At 67.0% G+C, this 16581-nt stretch carries 16 protein-coding genes and 1 pseudogene; 10 read left to right on the top strand and 7 right to left on the bottom strand.

The genetic code is table 11. The features are described 5' to 3' along the window. The first annotated feature begins 73 nt into the window (after positions 1-73). From AAFG16_RS33615 to AAFG16_RS33640, 6 genes are all read left to right on the top strand, one after another. On the top strand, positions 74-1066 hold the full coding sequence (locus AAFG16_RS33615; protein ID WP_342732227.1) for a tripartite tricarboxylate transporter substrate binding protein: 993 nt from the start codon (positions 74-76) through the stop codon (positions 1064-1066). A 174-nt stretch (positions 1067-1240) separates the two neighbouring features. Next, positions 1241-1732, top strand: coding sequence for a tripartite tricarboxylate transporter TctB family protein (locus AAFG16_RS33620; RefSeq protein WP_027558743.1), 492 nt, complete (start codon positions 1241-1243; stop codon positions 1730-1732). A 4-nt stretch (positions 1733-1736) separates the two neighbouring features. After that, positions 1737-3248, top strand: a complete 1512-nt coding sequence (locus tag AAFG16_RS33625) for a tripartite tricarboxylate transporter permease (RefSeq protein ID WP_342732231.1) — start codon at positions 1737-1739, stop codon at positions 3246-3248. Positions 3249-3299: 51 nt separating this feature from the next. Next, positions 3300-4289, top strand: a complete 990-nt coding sequence (gene meaB, locus AAFG16_RS33630; protein ID WP_342732233.1) for a methylmalonyl Co-A mutase-associated GTPase MeaB — start codon at positions 3300-3302, stop codon at positions 4287-4289. Further along, a complete protein-coding gene (locus AAFG16_RS33635; RefSeq protein ID WP_342732235.1) occupies positions 4286-4933 on the top strand; it encodes a pyroglutamyl-peptidase I in 648 nt (215 codons plus the stop codon). The genes meaB and AAFG16_RS33635 overlap by 4 nt, the downstream gene beginning before the upstream one ends. Before the next feature lie 199 nt (positions 4934-5132). Continuing rightward, the gene (locus tag AAFG16_RS33640; protein ID WP_342732237.1) at positions 5133-6503 is read left to right on the top strand and encodes a TIGR03808 family TAT-translocated repetitive protein; all 1371 of its coding nucleotides are present in this window, start codon (positions 5133-5135) and stop codon (positions 6501-6503) included. On the opposite strand, the gene AAFG16_RS33645 is transcribed toward AAFG16_RS33640, so the two are convergent. The 5 genes and pseudogenes from AAFG16_RS33645 to AAFG16_RS33665 all read right to left on the bottom strand — a co-directional run bounded on the left by AAFG16_RS33645 (position 6500) and on the right by AAFG16_RS33665 (position 10760). Continuing rightward, on the bottom strand, positions 6500-6661 hold the full coding sequence (locus tag AAFG16_RS33645) for a hypothetical protein (protein ID WP_342741108.1): 162 nt from the start codon (positions 6659-6661) through the stop codon (positions 6500-6502). The genes AAFG16_RS33640 and AAFG16_RS33645 overlap by 4 nt on opposite strands. 109 nt (positions 6662-6770) lie before the next feature. Beyond that, a pseudogene (locus tag AAFG16_RS33650) lies at positions 6771-7313 on the bottom strand (TIGR03809 family protein); the annotation flags it as partial. Between the two features lie 466 nt (positions 7314-7779). Next, entirely contained in the window at positions 7780-9486 is a 1707-nt protein-coding gene (locus AAFG16_RS33655) for a S8 family serine peptidase (protein ID WP_342732239.1), read from the bottom strand. An 18-nt stretch (positions 9487-9504) separates the two neighbouring features. After that, a complete protein-coding gene (locus tag AAFG16_RS33660; RefSeq protein WP_283080753.1) occupies positions 9505-10194 on the bottom strand; it encodes a hypothetical protein in 690 nt (229 codons plus the stop codon). Continuing rightward, a complete protein-coding gene (locus AAFG16_RS33665; protein WP_283080754.1) occupies positions 10191-10760 on the bottom strand; it encodes a sigma-70 family RNA polymerase sigma factor in 570 nt (189 codons plus the stop codon). The genes AAFG16_RS33660 and AAFG16_RS33665 overlap by 4 nt, the downstream gene beginning before the upstream one ends. 438 nt (positions 10761-11198) lie before the next feature. Between AAFG16_RS33665 and AAFG16_RS33670 the strand changes: the two genes are divergently transcribed. Continuing rightward, positions 11199-12356: a GGDEF domain-containing protein gene (locus tag AAFG16_RS33670; protein WP_342732243.1), complete on the top strand. Its 1158-nt coding sequence runs from the start codon at positions 11199-11201 to the stop codon at positions 12354-12356. 63 nt (positions 12357-12419) lie between these two features. After that, positions 12420-13520 (top strand): DUF2336 domain-containing protein, encoded by a 1101-nt coding sequence (locus AAFG16_RS33675; protein ID WP_342732246.1) that lies wholly within the window; start codon positions 12420-12422, stop codon positions 13518-13520. Between the two features lie 11 nt (positions 13521-13531). On the opposite strand, the gene AAFG16_RS33680 is transcribed toward AAFG16_RS33675, so the two are convergent. Next, positions 13532-14170, bottom strand: coding sequence for a DUF1109 domain-containing protein (locus tag AAFG16_RS33680; RefSeq protein WP_342732248.1), 639 nt, complete (start codon positions 14168-14170; stop codon positions 13532-13534). A gap of 2 nt (positions 14171-14172) precedes the next feature. Continuing rightward, on the bottom strand, positions 14173-14718 hold the full coding sequence (locus AAFG16_RS33685) for a sigma-70 family RNA polymerase sigma factor (protein ID WP_283080758.1): 546 nt from the start codon (positions 14716-14718) through the stop codon (positions 14173-14175). A gap of 286 nt (positions 14719-15004) precedes the next feature. Between AAFG16_RS33685 and AAFG16_RS33690 the strand changes: the two genes are divergently transcribed. Together AAFG16_RS33690 and AAFG16_RS33695 are read left to right on the top strand one after the other, a co-directional pair. Next, the gene (locus AAFG16_RS33690) at positions 15005-15664 is read left to right on the top strand and encodes a hypothetical protein (RefSeq protein ID WP_342732250.1); all 660 of its coding nucleotides are present in this window, start codon (positions 15005-15007) and stop codon (positions 15662-15664) included. A gap of 134 nt (positions 15665-15798) precedes the next feature. Next, positions 15799-16578, top strand: a complete 780-nt coding sequence (locus AAFG16_RS33695) for an enoyl-CoA hydratase (protein ID WP_283080760.1) — start codon at positions 15799-15801, stop codon at positions 16576-16578. The last annotated feature ends 3 nt before the right edge of the window (positions 16579-16581 follow it).

Raw genomic sequence — 16581 nt, forward strand, 5'->3', positions numbered from 1 at the left:
GGCGCCGCAAAGCCGACTAGAATGTCTTCATTGACAAGAGCGCCCGAGTTACGGGCGCCGCTGGGAGGCATTCATGTCCAAGATGACGCGCCGCACTTTTGCGGCTTCAAGCGCCGCAGTCGCGGCATCCGCCGCTTTCGGCTTCAAGCCCGCACTGGCGCAAGCCTATCCGGCACGGCCCGTCACCGTCATCGTGCCCTGGGGCGCGGGCGGCGGCACGGACGCAACCGCGCGCATCGTCGCAGCGCTGCTGGAAAAGGACCTTGGCCAGCCCTTCAACGTGGTCAACCGCACCGGCGGCTCCGGCGTGGTCGGCCATAGTGCCATCGCGACCGCGCAGCCCGACGGCTACACCATCGGCATGCTCACGGTCGAAATCTCGATGATGCACTGGCAGGGCCTCACCGATCTGACGCCCCGGAGCTACACGCCGCTGGCGCTGATGAACGAGGACCCGCCCGGCATCCAGGTGTCCTCCTCCTCGCCCTACAAGACGGTGAAAGAGCTCGCCGAGGCGATCAAGGCGGCGCCTCCCGGCAAGTTCAAGGCGTCGGGCACGGGCCAGGGCGGCATCTGGCACCTGGCGCTGGTCGGCTGGATGCAGGCGATGGGCCTGCCCGCCAATCAGGTCGCCTGGGTGCCGTCGAACGGCGCAGCTCCTGCGATGCAGGACCTCGCCGCCGGCGGCCTCGACCTCACCACCTGCTCGGTGCCGGAGGCGCGCGCCATCATCGAGGCCGGCAAGGCCAGGAGCCTCGCCATCATGGCGCCGGCGCGCAATCCGATCTTCAAGGACGTGCCGACCCTGAAGGAGGCGATGGGCATCGACTACGCGACCGGCGCCTGGCGCGGCATCGGCGCGTCGAAGAACCTGCCGCCGGAGATCGCAACCAAGCTCACCGCGGCCCTGAAGAAGGTCTACGACTCCGCCGAGTTCAAGGACTTCATGAGCAATCGCGGCTTTGGCACTGTCTGGGGCGATGCCGCCCATTTCGCCGGCTTCATGGACAAGGGCGATGCCCAGATGGGCGAAGCGATGAAGGCGGCCGGCCTGAGCAAGGCGTGATTGTTCACCTCTCCCCGCTTGCGGGGAGAGGTCGAATTCGAGCTTTGCTCGAATTCGGGTGAGGGGGAGTCTCCGCGAATCCAACTCTCACCGTCCGCGCGGAAAGTCCCCTCACCCCGACCCTCTCCCCGTAAGAACGGGGCGAGGGAGAAGAACACTCATAGGACTCCTCCCATGCGTCTTCCCGACTCCGTCACGGGATCGTTTCTCGTCGTGCTCGGCGCGGCTGCCGCCTATGGCGGCTACATCCTGCCGCCGGTGCCGGGGCAGCCGGTCGGCCCCAACGTGTTTCCGCTCGTGATCGGGACCGGCCTTGCGCTGTGCGGGCTCGCGATCGTGTTCGGGATCGGCCATTCCTTCGAGGAGGAGGAAGAGCTGGTCCCGCTCGAGGACGGACAGGCGGCCGCACCGCCGCCGCAGAGCAAGCTCTACGGCCTGCGCGCCCTGCTGCCGCCGGCGCTGCTGCTGTTCTACGTCTTCGCCGCCGACCGGCTCGGCTTCATCATCACCGCGGCGATCATGGTCTACGTCACCTCGACCGCGCTCGGGGCGAAGTGGAAGCTGGCGCTGCCGCTCGCAGCACTATCGCCCTTCGCCATCCACCTCATCTTCGGCAAGCTGCTGCGCGTGCCGCTTCCCGCCGGCCTGCTGCCGACGCCCTGGTGATCCCATGCTCAAGACCCTGATTGATGCCCTCGCGCTGATCTCCACCTGGGAGGTCATCATCGCGATGTTCGCCGCCTCCGTGTACGGGCTCGTGATCGGCTCGCTGCCCGGCCTGTCGGCGACGATGGCGACCGCCCTGCTCGTGCCCGTCACCTTCTATCTGTCGCCGATCGCGGCGATCGCGACCATCGTCGCGGCGTCCTCGATGGCGATCTTCTCCGGCGACATTCCCGGCGCGCTCTTGCGCATTCCCGGCACGCCCGCCTCCGCCGCCTATGCCGACGAGGCCTATGCCATGACGCGGAAGGGCCAGGCCGAGCTCGCGTTAGGTGCCGGCGTCTGGTTCTCCGCCGTCGGCGGCATCGCCGGCGTGCTGTCGCTGATGATTTTGGCGCCGCCGCTCGCCGAGATCGCGCTGTCGTTCTCGACCTTCGAATATTTCTGGCTGGCGCTGCTCGGCCTGATGTGCGCGACCTTGGTGGCGCGCTCCTCGCCGGTGAAGGCCATCGCCGGCATGTTCCTCGGCCTGCTCGTCTCCTGCATCGGCATCGAGAATCCCGGCGGTGTGCCGCGCTTCACCTTCGGCATCACCGATCTGTTCGGCGGCATCGAGCCGATCCCGGCCCTCGTCGGCGTGTTCGCGGTGGCGCAGGTGATGCGCGCGATGCTGACGCCGGAGCCACCGCCGCTGCCGCGGCGCAAATTCGGAAGCATCATGGCCGGCCAGTGGCTTCTGACGAAGAAGTACCATTGGCAGATGACGCGCGGGAACATCATCGGCATCATCATCGGCGTGCTGCCGGGCGCCGGCGCCGACATGGCCGCGTGGGTCTCCTACGCGATGTCGAAGCGCTTCTCCAAGGAGAAGGAAAAGTTCGGCACCGGCCATGTCGAGGGCTTGGTCGAGGCCGGCGCCAGCAACAATGCCAGCATCGCCTCGGGCTGGGTGCCCTCGCTGCTGTTCGGCATCCCCGGCGACACCATCGCCGCGATCGCGATCGGCGTGCTCTACATGAAGGGCCTCAATCCCGGCCCGACGCTGTTCACCGAGAAGGCGTCGAGCATGTACGCGATCTACCTGATGTTCATCATCGCGAACATCCTGATGATCCCGCTCGGCATCGCCATGATCCGGATTGCCGCCTACATCCTGCTGGCGCCGCGATCGACCGTGATGCCGATCATCATGCTGTGCTGCGCGGTCGGCTCGTTCGCGATCGGCAACAACATGTTCGGCGTCGTCACCGTCGCCGCCTTCGGCGTGATCGGCTACGTCATGGAAGCCAACGGCTATCCCGTCGCCGCCATGGTGCTCGGCATCGTCATGGGCACCATGGTCGAGCAGGCCTTTGTGACCTCGCTGATCAAGTCCGACGGAAGCATCCTGCCGTTCTTCGAACGGCCGGTCGCCGCCATCCTCGCCGCAATGGCCATCGGCGCGCTGCTCTGGCCGGTGATGGTGTGGGTGTGGCGCAAGGTGAAGCCGATGCAGACGGCGGCGGCAACGACCCGGTGATATCGGGCGGGCGGCCCTCGCCTGCCTCCCCTCGGCGTTGTAAAGCAGGGCATGACTGAGAAGAAGGCCTCGCTGGACATCAAATCCCTCGCCCGCGACCTCCGCTCCGGCAGCCGCGCGGCCCTCGCCCGGGCGATCACGCTGGTGGAGAGCCGGCGCGGCGATCACCAGGCGCTGGCGCGCGAGCTGGTGCAGATGCTGCTGCCCGACACCGGCAAGGCGTTCCGCGTCGGCATCACCGGCTCGCCCGGCGTCGGCAAGTCCACCACCATCGATGCGCTCGGGATCTATCTGATCGAGCAGGGCCACAAGGTCGCGGTGCTCGCGGTCGATCCGTCCTCGGCGCGCAGCGGCGGCTCGATCCTCGGCGACAAGACGCGGATGGCGCGGCTTTCGGCCTCCAACGATGCCTTCATCCGCCCCTCGCCATCCTCGGGCACGCTCGGCGGCGTCGCGGCCAAGACGCGCGAGGCGATGCTGCTATGCGAAGCGGCCGGCTTCGGTGTCGTGCTGGTCGAGACCGTCGGCATCGGCCAATCCGAGACCGCGGTCTGCGACATGACCGATTTCTTCCTCGCCTTGATGCTGCCGGGTGGCGGCGACGAATTGCAGGGCATCAAGAAGGGCCTGGTCGAGCTCGCCGACATGATCGCCATCAACAAGGCCGACGGCGACAATCTCAAGCGCGCCAACATCACCGCCGCCGACTATCGCGGCGCGCTGCATATTCTCAGCCCCCGGTCCGAGCATTGGCATCCGCCTGTCGTCACCTATTCGGCACTGGCCGGCACCGGCATCGCCGAGCTTTGGCAGAAAGTTCTCGACCACCGCAAGGCGATGAACGCGTCCGGCGATTTCGCAGGCCGGCGGCGCGAGCAGCAGGTGAAGTGGATGTGGTCGATGCTGGAGCAGCGCATGCTGGCGCGGCTGCGCAGCGAGGCGTCGGTGCGCACGAAGGTTCGGAAGATCGAGGCTGAAGTCGCCGATGGCCATCTCACGCCGGCGCTCGCCGCCGAGCAGATCCTGGAGTTGCTGCAATGAGCGAAAAGCTGCGCATTCTCCTGACCGGCTTCGGATCGTTTCCCGGCGCGCCCTATAATCCGACCCAGCCGCTGGTGGCACGGCTGACGCAGCTGCGCCGGCCGGCGCTCGACGATGTCACGATCGCGAGCCACATCTTCCCGGTCACTTACGCCGCGGTCGACCGGCAAATGCCGGAGGTGCTCGCAAAGGAAAAGCCCGATGCGCTGCTGATGTTCGGCCTCGCCGCGCGCACGCCCTATTTGCGCGTCGAGACTCGCGCGCGCAACGCCGTCACCATGCTCTGGCCCGATGCCGCCAACACCCGCTCGAGCAAGCGCGGCATCGCCGGTCATGCCGACGCGATGACGTTCGGCCCGCACACCGCAAGGCTGCTGCGCGCCGCGCGCCTCACCGGCATCGACGCCCGTGCCTCACGCGATGCCGGCGCCTATCTCTGCAATTATCTGAGCTGGCGCGCGATCGAGAATGTGCGGGCCGGCGGGCCCCGTCTTGCGGCGTTCATCCATATCCCGCTGCTGGCGCGCAGTGGCGCCGTGCGCCGCAAGGGCGCGCCGCGGATCACGCTGGAGGAGCTGGTGGATGCGGGGGAAGCGATGCTGATGGAGCTGGTAGGGCTGGCAAGGAAGACGCGCGCTTCGTAGGGTGGGCAAAGGCGCGTAGCGTCGTGCCCACCATGCATCTGAATCTGCGGTGACAATGGTGGGCACGCTTGCGCTTTGCGCACCCTACGGCACCGTCTTTGCGTAAACATTTAACCCTACTGCGAACAATCCTCACGGCTCCGCCCGCCCTGCGCTACCTAACCGCTGCGGACCCCCCGCGTCCGCCGGAGGACGCGTCATGGACCTCAATCGCCGTCATCTCATCGGAGCTTCCACCGCCGGCATCGCCGGCGCGCTCGCCATGCCGGCCGATGCCGCGCGCGCGGCGCCACTGACCTCCCTGCTCGGCCGCGATGCCACGCAATATGGCGTGCGACCCAACAGCAGCGAGGATCAGACGCGCGCGCTCCAGCGCGCCGTCGACGAGGCCGCGCGGGCGCAAATGCCGCTGGCGCTGCCCCCGGGCGTCTATCGCACCGGGCTGCTGCGGCTGCCGAACGGCTCGCAGCTGATCGGCGTGCGCGGCGCGACAAAGCTCGTGTTCACCGGCGGGGCCTCGGCGATCCAGAGCGACGGCTCTGATTCAATCGGCCTCACTGGCATCACCTTCGACGGCGGCGGCCTTCCGCTGCCGACGCGGCGCGGGCTGATCCACGTCCTCGGCGGGCGCGACGTCCGCATCACCAATTGCGAGATCACCGCCTCAGGGGGCAGCGGCATCTGGCTCGAGCAGGTCTCCGGCGACATCTCCGGCAACATCTTCACCAGCATCGCCGTGACCGCGGTGGTCTCGTTCGACGCCAAGGGCCTCAGCGTCTCCCGCAACACGATTCTCCGCACCAACGACAACGGCATCGAGATCCTGCGCACCGCGATCGGTGATGACGGCACGCTGGTTGCTGATAACCGCATCGAGGACATCAAGGCCGGGCCCGGCGGCTCCGGCCAGTACGGCAACGCCATCAACGCCTTCCGCGCCGGCAACGTGATCGTGCGTGGCAACCGCATCAAAAACTGCGACTACTCGGCGGTGCGCGGCAATTCGGCTTCCAACATCCACATAACAGGCAATAGCGTCAGCGACGTGCGCGAGGTCGCTCTTTATTCGGAGTTTTCGTTCGAGGCCGCCGTGATCGCCAACAACACGGTCGACGGCGCCGCCGTCGGCGTCTCCGTCTGCAATTTCAACGAGGGCGGCCGCATCGCGGTGGTCCAGGGCAACGTCATCCGCAATCTGATCCCGAAGCGGCCGATCGGCACCGCGCCTGATGACGACGCCGGCGTCGGCATCTACATCGAGGCGGATTCGTCGGTCACGGGCAACGTGATCGAGAACGCGCCGTCCTTCGGCATCGTCGCCGGCTGGGGTAAATATCTGCGCGACGTCGCGATATCAGGCAACGTGATCCGGAGGGCGCTGGCCGGCGTCGGCGTCTCCGTGGTGCCGGGCGCCGGCACCGCGCTGGTCAACAACAACATGATCTCCGAAACGCCGCGTGGCGCCGTGGTCGGGCTCGACCACGCGCGCACGGTGACGTCGGACCTGTCGGCCGACGGCGCGCAGCGGTTCGCACAGGTGATGATCGGCGGGAATGCGGTGCGGCGCTAGAACGCGTTCCGCAGCAGCGGGTACTTCGCTTGCAGGCCGTCGAGGCTGAAGGTGAATTCGACCACGCGCTCGGGGGCCGCGACGATCTCGGCGGCGGGCGGGGCGAACTGCGGCAGGAGCGCGGCCATTGCAGCAGGCTGGGCCAGCGGCGCCTTCACGGCAGGGGCAGCACGCGGCGGCAGGGCTGCGAGCGCCGCGACCGGCGGCTTTACAGGGGGGGGCGATGAACGGCGCCAAAGCGGCGGGCGTGGCCACCGGTGACTTCACGGCAGGTGCGGAGAGCGGCGCCCTCGCAGCGGGTGCCTTGAGCGGCGGCACCTCGGCAGGGGCGGTGAATGATGCGAACTTGGCAGCCGCCACGCGCGGCGAGACAGGAGCCTGCGGTACGAGCGGGGCTTCGGTGACTTCGGGGAGAACGTCCAGCTTGGGCGCGAGCCTGACCGGCGCGGCGGTCTCAGGCGCGATGTGGACGGCCTTCTGGACGGCCTTCGGCTGCATGGTCTGCGACGGTTGCTCGCGCGGAAACACGCGGGGCATGGTCGCCGGCGACCAGCCGAAGGCGGGCGAGACGCTCGCAGCCGCTGCGGCAACGTCACCACCGGTCGCGAGCGCGCGCCAGGTCTGGACGGCGAGTTTGGCTTCCTGGATGTTTTCGAGGAATGCGATCTCGGAGTGGTAGCGACGCCACCGTCCGGTCTCGAACATTTCGGAGAGGTGCTCCAGCCGCTGCTCGGCGAGAGCGCACCAGCGTGCCGCGATCTCGCGGCCGGCGGCCGCGCTTTGGCGATGTGTCATGAACCAGCCCGTCATGAGAAAAATACGGACGCGACGCAACGCACACGAATCAATTTAGACGCGACATGAATATTTTGTGGAAAAGTTTTGACTTGTCCAGCAACGACACGCCGTTCGTCATGAAAGACCGTAGTCGTGCGGACAATTGCTGTGATTTCGAGTCAAGCTTCGCACAAGCATGACGGCGTTGCGGCGTGCCGGTCGGCCGACGAGATGAACGTATGCGCGGTCGTTCAACCGCAAGCTGAATGGGGTGCCACGCCTCAAAGAAACAGACGCCACAAAAGAAAAGACCCGTCCGGGGGGACAACCGGACGGGTCGAGCCATATGGGCGCTTGGGGTGGATGGGCGCTCGCGCCTGATATGACTGATGGGGAGGGATGACCGCTCCCACATAATTTGGTCGTGGCAGCTGGCTGAACGTTCAACGCGGCGCTCGATTATTTAACCTTTGGCGGGCGCGCAATCTTGTCGCAGCCGCTATCGCGTCGCCGGCCTATCCGCCTGAGAAACCGTGGCTTTATCGGCCGCGCTCGACAGCGAGGGCTGCTCGATCGCGCGAATGCCTGGCTCATCGCGACGTGGCTGCGCATCTTCACGTTTTGTTGTACCGGACGCCGCCGCAACCGGCGTCGCGCTGGCGGCGGGAACAGCCGAGACCGCGGCAAACGCATCGGCCTCGCCGTCGCCGAACAGATCATCACGCCCGGGTGAACCGAGGTCGCGGGCGGTCTTCGCAAGCGTGATGCGCAGCGCTTCCGGCTTCAGCGTGTAATTGCGCTCGAGCAGCAGCGCCGCGACGCCGGAGACATAGGCCGCCGAGAACGAGGTTCCCGAGGTCATCTGGTACTTGCCGTCGGGCGCCGGCAGGAAGATATCGACGCCGGGCGCGGCCAGCGCGATGTAATTGCCGCGGTTGGAGGCCGAGAACAGCTTGTCCTGCTGGTCGGTGGCACTGACCGCGATCACGTTGGGATTGGCGGCCGGATAAAGCGGCGGCGACTTCGCGCCGGCATTGCCGGCGGCGGCGATCAGCACGAGGCCACGCGCGGCGGTCGCGGCAATGGCGCGCTCGATCACCGCGTCCTTCGGACCGGCAAAGCTCATATTGACGATCTGCGCGCCGTGCTCGGCGGCGTAATTCAGCGAGCGCAGGATGATGTAGGACGAGCTCTCCGCCCCTCCGCTGGTGCCGCCGAAGGCGCGGATCGCGATGATGCGCGCCTCGGGCGCGCTGCCCATCAGCTTGGCGTGCGCCACGATGGCGCCGGCGATGCCGGTGCCGTGGATGTGCGGGCCCTCGGCGCTGCCGAGCGCATCGAAATTGTCGGCGATGGAATCGGCGAGCTCGGGATGCCTCGCATCGATGCCGGAATCGATCACGGCAACGGTCACGTTGGCGCCATGCGCCAGCGTATGCGCCTGCGGCAGGCGGAGCTTTGCCAGGGCATATTGCGCGGGGTCGCCTTCGCTCAGCGTCGCCGGCTTCTGGTCCTGGAGCACGTAGCGGAAGTTCGGCTGCACCGACCGTACGCTGCCATCCGCGGCGAACTCGCGCCGTACCGTCTCGAACGGGCGGCCATCGGTGATGCGGAACAGGCCGAATGTCGCGCCGATCAGCGGGATGTTTTCCGACGATACGCGCGCAAGGCCATGGCGGCGCGCAAGCTCGTCGGCTTCGGTCAGCGTCAGCGCGCCGTCGATCTCGGCGACGAATTCATTGGCAAAGCTGCGCAGGTTCGCAGCCACCGGCGTGTTGTTGCCGCGCCCCTTGGCGGCGGTCTTCTTGCCCGACTTGCCGGTCCCCTCGCCGCCCGCGCTCGGCTGCCCAAGGCACTCGCCGTCGGCGTCGCGATAGGGTGCGGAGCAGGCCGGATAGAGGTTCGGGGAGTAGCGCGCATAGGGCAGCACCGGGGTCGGCCCCATCCGCGCCGAGAGCCGCGGCATCGCCATCGCGCGCGGGCCACGGTCGACCGCGACCACGCGCGCAGCCACGCCCGGATTGACGCGGGCGGCGACGTTGGGAGAGATGGTTGGCGTGCGCGAGGGCACGCTGATCGTCGGCGTGCGCATGATCGCCTGCGCCTCTGCAACCTCGACGCCGAGACAGGCGGCAAGCAGCAGCGCGGCACCGACCGATGAAGCGTAAGCCCCAGCGCGGATATTACTCTTGGACTTGCCTGTCATCGGTTGAAAGGCGCGCGTTTAAGGCGCTGCCACGGCGAGATTGACGAACTTCTCGCGCGACATCCTGGCCAGCAGCGCGGCGAGCTCGTCCTGGCTCATCGCCTTGTCGAACTGGAGGCGGAACATGCCACCCTTGGCATCGCCGATGATCGAGGCCTGGTAGCTGTCGAGCAGCGCGGTGATGTCGGCGACGCGTGCCTCGGGCGTGAAGCGCACCAGCGCCCGCGCCGGTGCGGCTCCGAGCTCGCGCGTGATCGGAGCGCCGATCGAGAGCGAGGCGGTCTGGAAGGTCGCGGTCTGGGTCTTCATCAGCACGGCGCCGATGATGCCGGCCTGCAGCAGCAGCGCGATGGCGCCAAGGCTCGCCGACCAGGCCAGCGTGCGCGGCGACAGGCTCGCAAAGAAGGTCGAGATCCGCGTGGAGAGCGGCAACGGCGCGGCTGCCCGCGCCGGCTCGGCGTCGATCGCCGCGAACAGCTTCTGCATCGCGCGCGCCGATGGAGCCCCCAGGCTCTCGTTCAGATGGATGGTCTCTTCGTACTCGCCGCGGATCGCGGCGTACTGCCTGGCGAGCTCGGGATCACGCGCCAGCGCTTCCTCGACACGACGCGCATCGCGCGTATTCAGCGTGCCGGCGGCGTGCCAGGGCAGCAGCAGTTCAATCTCACTGGGCTCTTGCTCCAGCATCTTCTTGCTCAACGCCATCATGGCCAGCCTCGCTCAACGCCGGCTGCCTTCAGCAGTTCGGCCAGTTTCTTGCGCGCATAGAACAAGCGCGTCTTCACAGTGTTCTCCGGTATCCCGACGATTTCGGCCACCTCTTCCACGGACTTCTCGTGGTAGTAGACGAGATCGACGATTTCCCGGTGTTCCGGCGAGAGGCCCGTCAGACACTCCCGCAACGCTTCACTGGTATCCTTCTTCTGCACCACCGTTTCCGGATCATCGGACTGGTCCTCGATCGCGTTCGCGGCGTCTTCGTCCAACTCAAAATCCTTCCTGCGCCGGAGCGCCGAGAGGGCCTTGAATCGGGTGATTGCCAGCAGCCAGGTGGAAACGGCGGATCGGCCCTCGAACTTTCCGGCTTGACGCCAGACGTCGAGAAACACCTCGCTGATGAGGTCTTCCGCCGCCTGCTCGTCCCGCACGAGCCTCAGCCCGAACCTGTAGACCCTGACATGGTGCCGCCCGTACAGCACCTGCATGGCGAGCCGGTCGCCTTGGGCGATCCTGGCGATCAGGACCTCGTCCGTAGCCGCCTGTGTCACGCTCAAAGGCCGTCTCGCAAAGTTGGTCGGGTCGATGCGGCGGAGGGTTCGACGGGCGGGACGAAATTCTTCAAGCTACCGCAGTCGTACGGGGGCCTGTGTGATCTACCCCACATACGTGCATTTTTCTCGTCCCACTTGCGGCGGTTGGCCGCCTCGATCGCTGTAGGTAACATAATACTGAGACACTTTCTTGCGGAATGTCTGCCCGGCACGGGCGGGCCGATCAATTCCGGTTCCATAGCAGTCCTGCACGACGTATGTCTCACGAACCCCCGTTTTGGCTCGACCGCATCGCAAACGATGCCTAATCGCCGGCAAATTCTCCCGCCGGCGAACACCATGCTGTTCTGCGCTGCATGGTTCGGATTCGGTTTCGAAGGATACCAAACCTAAAGGCTTGCCACGTAGATTTTTGGGCTGAACGGCACCATTGGCGGGACCATGAGCACGGCCGCGACGTCCTTTCCGGAGAGGAATGCCGCTGAGGCCGCGGATCTCGTCCTCGCGCCCGAGGCGGCCGCGCCCGTGGTGCGGGCGCGCAGGGCCCGGCAGCGCCGCCAGATGTATATCGGCCAGGTGGTGAGCTACTCGCTCGGCGCCTCGGTCCTGCTGCTCTACGCTTATGACGGCGCGATCTCGATCGACGTCGCCTCGCTGTTCTGGTTCGGCGGCCTCCTGATCATCGGCACGTTCGCCGTGCTGTCGGAAGCAGGCGTCGGCGACAGATTCACCGACCACTATCTCACCGTATTCCAGATCTCGGCGCACATGGCGCTGCAATTCGTGTTCCTGGTGTCGGTGCCGACCATCGGCGTCGCCTTCATCAGCGTGCTGTTCCTGATCTTCGCCTTCGGCACGCTGCGCATGACCTCGGCCCAGGCAATGCTGACCTGGGCGATCGCGACCAGCGGCCTTGCCGCCGTGTTCCTCGCCTCCGACCTGCCGATCGGCATGCCCGTTGCGACGCGGCTGCAGCGCACCGCCTCGATGCTATGCTTCGTGCTGGTGATCGGCCAGTGCGCCTTCCTCGGCCTGTTCGGCGCCACGCTGCGCAAGATCCTGTATCGGCGCAGCATCGAGCTGAAGGATGCCTATCGCCGCATCGAGGAGCTCGCCGAGCTCGACGAACTCACCGGCTCCTACAACCGCCGCTGTATCATGCGCCTTCTGGACGCGGAGATCGAAAAGTCGCGGCAGGCGTCCACGCCATGCGCGATCGCACTGATCGATCTCGACTGGTTCAAGCGCATCAACGACGCCCACGGCCATCCCGTCGGCGACGAGGTGCTGCGCACCTTTGCCATCACCGTATTCGCCAACATCCGCCCGGCCGACAGTTTTGGCCGCTACGGCGGCGAGGAATTTTTGCTGCTGCTGCCGGACACGGCAGCCGAGGCGGCCTCGCGCATGCTGGAGCGGCTGCGCGGCATCATCGCCGATCTCGACTGGAGCGCATTCTCGCCGGGCATGCGGGTGACGATTTCCGCGGGCGTCGTGACGCTGCGCGACACTGATACTGCCGACACGTTTCTCGCGCGCGCCGACAGCGCGCTCTATTCCGCCAAGGCGCAAGGGCGCAACCGAATTGCAACGAGTTGACCAATCCATTTTCTCCGGGGGCGACAGAAGCCGCCACCGGACCGAACGCTCCAGGACAGGGCAATGAGATCCAAACCCGCCAAACCATCCGAGAACCTGCTGGACGAATTGCAGGCTGCACTCTCGCACGGCACCGTCGCGCGCCGGGTCGAGACACTGCGCCGCGTCACCGATCTCTTCGTGGGCAACGCGGTGGACTATTCCGACGAGCATGTCCGCGTGTTCGACGACGTATTCCAGTGCCTGATCGAGCAGATCGAGACCTCGGCGCGAGCGCTGCTCGCCGAGCGCCTCGCACCGATCGCGGCCGCGCCGCCAAAAATCATCCGCACGCTCGCGCTCGACGAGGTCATCGAGGTCGCAGGCCCCGTGCTGTCGAAATCGGAACGGCTCGACGAGACCACCTTGCTCGAGATCGCGCGCACCAGGGGCCAGGCGCATCTCAAGGCGATCTCGCTCCGTCGCGTGCTGTCGGAAGCGTTGACCGACCTGCTGGTGACGCGCGGCAACGACGACGTGGTGCGGTCGACCGCCAGCAATCCCGGCGCGCAGCTTTCCGAGGGAAGCCTCATCGACCTCGTCACCCGTGCCGAGCGCGACGACGATCTCGCCACCTGCATCGGACTGCGGCCCGATTTGCCGCGCCATCACTATCTGAAGCTGGTCGCGAAAGCCTCCTTGAGCGTGCGCAGGAAGCTGGAGGCTGCCCATCCCGAGCTTGCGAACGAAGTCTCGAGCGTGGTGCAGGAAGCGGCCCAGCGGGTCCGCGCGGCCGCCATGACGAGGCAAACGGAGATGGCGCGCGCGCTGGTGAGGTCGCTGCACGAGGACGGCCGCCTCAGCGAATTCCAGGTCACCGCGTTCGCCGAGCAGGGCAAGTTCGACGAGACCAATGCCGGGCTCGCGGCGCTCGCGGGCGTCGCGGTCGAGACCGCCGAAAACATGATGATCGAGAGCCGCACCGAGGGCGTGATGATCCTCGCCAAGGTCGCCGGCATGCAATGGTCGAGCGTGCGCGCCATCATCGCCATGCGCGAGAAGCTCTCCGGCGGCTCGCAGACCGACATGCTGACGCTGCGCGACACCTACGAGGCGCTGCGCTCATCGACCGCGCAGCAGGTGCTGCGCTTCCACCGCATGCAGAGCACGACGCCGGCGGTGTGAAGCCGGTTCGTTTAGTATCGCAAGACTTTTGAACCGATGGCGGCGCCGATCGCGGTCACGAGCGCGGTCGCGATCGTGTACCAGGTCGCGACGAACATCGGCGAGTCGTCGGTGCAGTGCGAGGCATAGAGCGTGGCCGCAAGGCCGGCCGACACCAGGCCGGCGAGCGCACCGGCGAGCGCGGGACGCGACGGCGCGCCGTGGCGCAGGCCGAACAGCGCGCCTGCAAGCAGCGGCAGCGACATCGCGGGGATCGCGACCAGGCACACCCTGGAGTTCTTGCCCATCATGCGCATCGTCATCGGCATCGCCGGCGCCATCATCATCTCGCCGCCGATCGCGACCGCGAGCAGGCCGACGGGGAGCAGCAGCAGCCAGCCCCAGCCGCGCATCAGGGCCTCGGGCCGCGACAGATGCAGGCTGACGATGATCGCGGGGATCGCGAGCGACAGCGTGACCGCGAACTTCATGTCGAAGAACGGATTGTGCATGGCGGTCATGACGTCGGGCCGCACGCCGAGGAACGTCGCGAAGATCAGGATCGACAACGGCGCCGCCACCAGCAGCGCCATGGTCAGCACGGCGCCGACCTGCGGCGCGCGATGGGCGTTGTCGGCCGCGAGCGTGCGAATGAGTTGATCGGTATCCATGACTAATGGTCTCGCAGTTTGGCAGTCAGCGCCGCAAGTCCGCGATGCAGCGCGACCCGCACCGCACCTTCGCTCATCGAAAACTTCGCCGCCGTATCCTTGATCGAGGCGGCATCGACCGCGATCGACTGCAGCACCTCGCGCTGGCGCTGCGGCAGCGTGCCCAACTGCGCGGCGACCTCGCCCGCCGACGCCGTTTCCTGCGGCGCCTCGCCCGGCAAGGTCTCGGCGAAATCGTCGATGTTGACGAAGACGCGCCTGCCGCGCCGGCGCAGCGCGTCGATCAGCTTGTTGCGGCCGATCGCGAACAGCCAGGGCGCGAAGGGGGCTTCGCTGTCCCAGGTGTGCCGCTTCAGATGCACCGCCAACAGAATCTCCTGCACGATATCCTCGGCCTGGTCGGGGGGCTGCCCGGCCCGCGCCAAGCCCCGCCTCGCGGCGGCGCGCAGCACCGGCGTGACCGCCTTCAACAGGCGATGATACGCCGCATCATCGCCAGCCATGGCCGACCGCATCAGGTCGGTCCATTCGTCCTCACGTCCGCGCACGCGCCCTCACCATGCAATTCGGCCGCTCTTTCAATTTGTTACGCGGGCGCCTGCTTGATCACGAATTCGTGATCTGCACCCGACCGCGTTGCCGAAAGGGCCGAAAAAGTCTGCGACGGCTCATAACACCGATCGGCCCGTCCCGCATCCAGCGGCCGGCCGCGAGGAACCGGATTGCCCCGTTTTCGCCCGGTGTAGCCCGAAGATTCCCACTTTCTGCCCCGCTGTGGTCACGCCCCGGCGTCTCTGTTCGTCCCGGGATGGGTGGATTGGGGAGATCGTCAACATGATGAAAGCCAGCGGGCGCGCTGCCCTGATTCTTCTGGCCGGGCTTTTCCTGCTGTTCGGAGGCGTTGCGCAGGCGGCACCGAACGAGGCTGCGAGCAGCAAATCGGACAGCGCCGGCAAACAGGCCGACGCGGACAAGCCAAGCAAGCACCGGCGCCACTATTCTCGCCGCAGCAGCAGCAAGACGGCGGAGAAGTCCTCCGACGACAAGGCCGCCAAAACGGACGCGACGAAGACCGACGAGGCGAAGGCCAATGCCGACGTGCGGGCATCCAGCCAGATGCCGCAGCAGGTCGCCAACGCCCGTGCCCAGCTCGCCGCCGCCGACACGCCGACGGCAGCCGCGGCCACCGCGATGACGGGCCGCGCCAACGACAACGTCCAGGCCGCGGCCGACGCTCCCGCCGCCTCGGACGCCGAGAGCCAGGTCGTCGCACCCGACCAGCTCAACGATCTCGATCGCGCCCTGCCACAGGACAACCCGCCGGCGCAGAAGGCGGTGATTGCCGCAACCGACGCGCAGCCGCGGCCGGCGCCCGTGATGGCGAGCAGCCAGCAGACCTCGGCCTGGGACCAGAGCTCCCTGATCGGCAAGATCTTCATCGGCGTCGGCACGCTGCTGACGCTCGCCTCCGCCGCGCGCATGTTCATGGCTTAAGAAGAACCTCCGCGCCCGGGATACGCGTCTTGCGGCGTGTTCCGGGCGACCTTTGTTCGGGCGGCCTTCAGGCCCCTTGAAGGCATCCGCGCGAGCGGGCACATTGCCCGCCCAATCAAACGCGTGGGTGGAGCATGAGCACGTTCGAACACATCATCGTCGAAAGCCAGGGCGCGGTCGGCATCGTCAAGCTGAACCGGCCGAAGATGCTCAACGCGCTCTCCTTCGGCGTCTTCCGCGAGATTGCCGCGGCCGTCGACGATCTCGAGGCCGATGACGCCATCGGCTGTATCGTCGTGACCGGCAGCGAGAAGGCCTTTGCCGCCGGCGCCGACATCAAGGAGATGCAGCCGAAGGGCTTCATCGACATGTTCTCGGAAGACTTCGCCGCGATCGGCGGCGACCGCGTCGCGCGTTGCCGCAAGCCGACGATCGCCGCCGTCGCAGGCTATGCGCTCGGCGGCGGCTGCGAGCTCGCCATGATGTGCGACATCATCATCGCCGCCGACACCGCCAAATTCGGCCAGCCCGAAATCACGCTCGGCACCATTCCCGGCATCGGCGGCACCCAGCGCCTGACCCGGGCCATCGGCAAGTCCAAGGCGATGGATCTCTGCCTCACCGGCCGCATGATGGATGCGGCGGAAGCCGAGCGCTCAGGCCTCGTCAGCCGCATCGTGCCGGCCGACAAGCTGATGGACGAAGTCATGGCCGCCGCCGAGAAGATCGCCGCGATGTCGCGCCCTGCCGCCGCGATGGCCAAGGAAGCGGTGAACCGCGCCTTCGAGACCACGCTCGCGGAGGGCATGAGCGTCGAGCGCAACCTGTTCCACGCGACCTTCGCGCTGGAGGACCGCTCCGAGGGCATGGCCGCGTTCATTGAGAAGCGCAAGCCGGTGAACAAGAACCGGTAAGTG

This window comes from Bradyrhizobium sp. B117, assembly GCF_038969555.1.
Lineage (GTDB): Bacteria > Pseudomonadota > Alphaproteobacteria > Rhizobiales > Xanthobacteraceae > Bradyrhizobium.